Below are 3,715 nucleotides of genomic sequence, written 5' to 3'. Positions count from 1 at the left end.
AGTAACCACAACATCCCCATAAAAAAAAACAAAAACTCCCCCCCGCTCCGCCAAAATCCGGGGCCGCCCCCCCCCCCACGCGGTGCAGGCCGTCGCCCACCTGCACAACCTCGCGCGAACCGCATGAAACCAGCAGGTCAGACCACATACTGACCTGCCCCCACCCGGACTTCTGCAACAAGCTTTAGTCCTGCCCGCGCCAGTTCTTCACGTTCTGCGCTTCGGCACCCGAGAGTTCGCCGTCTGTCAGCATGAACTCGACGTAGTGCCGGATGGCGCCGGCCTTGTGCGGATTCGGGACGGCGAGCACGTCCATCCACTGCTGCCCCGTCGATCCTTCGATGATGACGTCACCGCGGACGGACATGGTGATGAGTCCGTCCCGAGTGGGCCCGTTGATTGTCGTGGGCCGGTCGCCCGCGACGTTCCATTGCGACCCGAGGCGTACCCGGGCCCAGCGCAGGTCAGCGTCGTGCGGGTTGGTCGTGCAGGTTCACCCGGAGCAGGAACTCCCCGGTGCCGTCCAGCAGTCCGAAGCGGGTCGCCAGGGCGTACCAGGCCCGGTTGGCATCCCCGAGCGGATCGGGGCTGTCGTGCTCGACCCTGATGTCGACACGCCCGTCCTCCGGCCCGCACCACGTCGCCGCGAACGCGGCAGACGGGGGGCACGACGTCACCGTCTCCTCCAGGCCCACGAGGTGGATTCCGGACTCCGCGAGCCGGGCCGACAGTTGCTCCGTGTTCATGATCACCTGATTATCGTGGAGTGAGACGCGCCGGGTCGAAGCGGATCAGCTGCCCGTCATTGTGGCCATTGCCTTGTGCAGCGAGCGGGGCCCGACCTGCAGCGGAGTCTGGAGCAATCTGTCTGGCTTTGCCGCATCAGGCAGCGGCCGGCGGCCTGGGGTTCGACGGTACAACCGATCACCCGGCGTGTTCACGGGTGGGGCTGACCAGCGGTGTTCCGGCCTGTTGAAGGTCGCTTCCCACCCGCTGCGCAGCACCGATTGCGGGTCGCGCTACCCGAGCGAGGCGTGTGCATAGGTGTCCCATTCGTACATGTGTCGGTCGCGGCCGAGGACGATGAGCTCGGCGGCGGTGATGCGTGCGGTCACCGGGTGGGAGGTGACACCCGCCAGGGCGTCGGAGGCGGGCCGGGCGGGGCCGGCGGTGTTGGAGTAGGCGACGGAGACGTGGGGGCGGAAGCCGTCGACGGGCTCGGGGGCGGTCGGCCACACGTCGGTGATGGCGGAGCGCAGGGCCAAGCGGACGGCGTGTACGGGTTCGGCCGGGCGGGCGGTGAGGAGCAGCGCCTCGGGGGTGGTGATCGCGGGGCCGAGCGCCAGGTCGAAGGCGGGGAGCTTGGCGAGGCGTCGTATGGCGGCGTCGGCGATGGCGCGGGCGTCGGTCTCGCTCACCTCGTCGGTGAAGCCGAGACCCTGCATGGTGAGGTGGAGCCACTGGTCGGGGACGAGGTCGAGGCCGGGAACGTCGGCCAGGGCTTGACGGTAGTCGGCGGCCAGGCGGTGGACGTCGGTGGAGGCGGCGAAGGTGATGTGCCAGGTGTAGAAGCGGCGGCCGGTACGCCAGCCGGGCCGCCACCACCAGTGGTCGGCCATCGTCGCGGGTGCGGGGGTGTCAGTCATGGTCACCGATCCACGTGGTTGTCGGGGGGAGTGCTCGGACGGCTTCGCGGACGGCGGTCTCGACGGCGTCCTGGAGGTGCAGCCCGGCGGCGCTGTCGCCCATGGGGGAGGCGGCGGTATCGCGGGCCAGGTCGCGCAGGCGCCGGCGCACGGGGGCGGTGCGGTGTTCGGCGGGCAGGGAGAGGAGGGGGCCGACGGCGTCGAGGACGCCTTCGGGGTCGCGGGCGAGCAGGTGCGCGCCCGCGCGGGTGATGTGCAGCTGCGCCTCGGTGCCGTAGGCGCGTACGCGCTGTTGTTGGAGGGAGGCGAGTCCGCGGTCGGCGTGGACGAGGGCGTTGGACGCGGAACCGCCGCGCAGGTGGACGGCGCTGGCGTAGTTGGCATGCCGTCCTGTCGTGCAGGAGAACAGGCCACCGACCTGGTCGTGGAAGGGGTCGGCTTGGTCGTGGGCGGCGGCGTCCTCGGCCTGGCCGAGCGCGCCCAGGGCCTCGGTGCGGGCACCGACCTCGGCCCAGGCGTCGGCGAGCTGGCAGTGGAGGAGGACGGTGACGGTGCCGGGCGCCCGGTAGGAGGCACCGAGCTGGGCGTACTGGACGGCTTGGCGGAACTGGCCGTCCCAGAAAGCCAGCTTGCTGCGGGTCGAGGCTACCCAGGCATACAGGCCCGGGTCGTCCGCGCTGTCGGCGCACAGCAGCGCCCCGCGGGCGTGGGTCTCGGCCTGCGCGCGGTGCCCGAGGTCGCTGGTCATCCAGGACATCAGCGCCATCAGGTACCCGGCGACCGTGAACAGCTCTCGGCGCTGCTGCGGGCGCTGGTGGCCGTAGAGCAGGTCCCAGACGCCATTGAGCAGGCGCTTCGTCTGCCCGAAGACGTGCAGCGGGTCCTCTGCCATCAGGTAGGCGCGGGCGAGGTTCTGGGTATCGGCGCCCAGCTGCTCCAGAGCGATCGGGCCGCAGTTGGTGGCCTCCGCCCAGCGGGCCCAGTCCGCGGACTCCTGTGCGGCGGCCCGGACGAGGTCGGTGCCGGCGGGCGGGACGGCCTGCACGGGCGAGGGAGCGGGCACCGGGGCGGCGGCCACCACGACGACGGGCGCGGCCCCGCCCTGATGGTGCTGGAGCATCCTCAGATCGGAGTCTGCGAGGGCCCGGCGGTCCTCCAGGTCGAGCAGGCCCTCCAGGGTGGCGCCGTACAGCTCGGCCAGGACGGTGAGGACCGGCAGGGTCACCCTCCGGCCGGCGGAGTCCGGCCACTTCTCCCACTTCCCGACGAGGGACGCGTCGGCGGCCGGGCCCGACGCGCCGGCGACCCTGTGGAACCGGTCCGCCGCTTCCTGGAGCGTCCAGCCGTGAGCATGCCGCCATGCCTCGCGCGGGCGCAGGCCGAAGCGGGCGCGCATCTCGGCGGCGACCACCGACATCGGGGCGCCGACAGCCAGTAGCTCGGAGCGCAGGGCATCGCGGTCGGTCTTCGAGCCGGGCTTGGGACGCGGAGGCATATCGGGCTCCAAGGAGGGAGTGCGGAGCTGCCTGACCATCTCACGGTAGCGACCCGGCTACGCCGCACGGGTCACACTGCGCGAAATTCCTGTGACGTACCGTCCAGATCCGCGAGCGGCCTCACACATCGGGGCATGTCAGCGAGGTAACGGCCTGTCCGGAAAAGCCGGACGCCGCTGCCCGTGACGGCGGCGGGTGCGTGACGGGAGTGTAGAGGCATCCGAACGGACCACCCCCTGGGACGCCAGTGAACACCACCATCGCAGCCGCCGCCCGCCGCCTGCTGCCGTCGGCACGCGAGAGCGCCGGCACCAACCGCCCGGACGGGCTGCCTGTACGCCTCAGCCGCCGGCGGACGACGAGGATGACGGCGGCTCGGGGGCGGTTCACCGTGCGGGCTCATCGTGACCGGACCGGTCGGAGCCCCGCCCGGACCGTGACCCGGGGCGGGCTGACACAGGCGGTGGCGGACGATTTCGCGGCGGCGGTCGCCGCCTACTGCCGCAACGAGGCGTCGATCCACGCTCCCCGGGCCACTCAGTCCACCGTGATACCGGACCACAGGTCCGGATA

4 protein-coding genes are annotated in these 3,715 nt (G+C 71.5%); all 4 read right to left on the bottom strand.

Annotated elements, in window-relative coordinates; all coding sequences use genetic code 11:
• Nucleotides 1–184: 184 nt before the first annotated feature.
• Nucleotides 185–367, bottom strand: coding sequence for a hypothetical protein (locus ABZY91_RS37650; protein ID WP_355408220.1), 183 nt, complete (start codon nucleotides 365–367; stop codon nucleotides 185–187).
• A 97-nt stretch (nucleotides 368–464) separates the two neighbouring features.
• The gene (locus tag ABZY91_RS37645) at nucleotides 465–752 is read right to left on the bottom strand and encodes a hypothetical protein (RefSeq protein WP_355408218.1); all 288 of its coding nucleotides are present in this window, start codon (nucleotides 750–752) and stop codon (nucleotides 465–467) included.
• Between the two features lie 267 nt (nucleotides 753–1,019).
• Nucleotides 1,020–1,646: a 2'-5' RNA ligase family protein gene (locus ABZY91_RS37640; protein WP_355408216.1), complete on the bottom strand. Its 627-nt coding sequence runs from the start codon at nucleotides 1,644–1,646 to the stop codon at nucleotides 1,020–1,022.
• The gene (locus ABZY91_RS37635; RefSeq protein WP_355408214.1) at nucleotides 1,639–3,141 is read right to left on the bottom strand and encodes an XRE family transcriptional regulator; all 1,503 of its coding nucleotides are present in this window, start codon (nucleotides 3,139–3,141) and stop codon (nucleotides 1,639–1,641) included. Before ABZY91_RS37635 ends, ABZY91_RS37640 begins: the two co-directional genes overlap by 8 nt.
• Nucleotides 3,142–3,715 lie beyond the last annotated feature (574 nt).

This window comes from Kitasatospora sp. NPDC002965 (assembly GCF_040611255.1).
Lineage (GTDB): Bacteria > Actinomycetota > Actinomycetes > Streptomycetales > Streptomycetaceae > Kitasatospora.
This window is presented reverse-complemented; position numbering and strand designations above follow the sequence as displayed.